This is a genomic window from Corynebacterium sp. UMB8791 (genome assembly GCF_054166365.1).
In genome coordinates, this window is sequence record NZ_JBSZCG010000075.1 from 1 (window position 1) to 318 (window position 318).

The 318-nt window shown below is 57.2% G+C and carries 1 protein-coding gene; it reads right to left on the reverse strand.

Going from position 1 to position 318, the window contains the following annotated elements:
- A partial coding sequence (locus ACXIUA_RS02120; RefSeq protein WP_457975977.1) for a multicopper oxidase domain-containing protein occupies positions 1-318 on the reverse strand: 318 nt, incomplete at both ends.

Sequence of the window (318 nt, forward strand, 5' to 3'; positions counted from 1 at the left end):
TCTTCCGGGAACGGCATCGCGCCATTCACGTTACGGATCTGGAACATCACGCCTTCAATATGGAACGCTTGCGGCTCGTCCGCGCGCACCGTCCAGCGTTCCCACGTTCCTTGCTGCGCGGTGACATCAATACGGTTGACGTCCCACAGCTGTCCATTAATACCCGGGTCATCACCCAGACTGATATCGCGACTGCGAATTGGCGAACCAGCCATGATTTCAGTTGGCAGCAAGCGCATCGGAAGACTGTCTGTGACCAGCGGCAGAAGGCCGGTTGGGCGCAGCGTTAGCACCAGGGTAGAAACCAGAATACTGGAT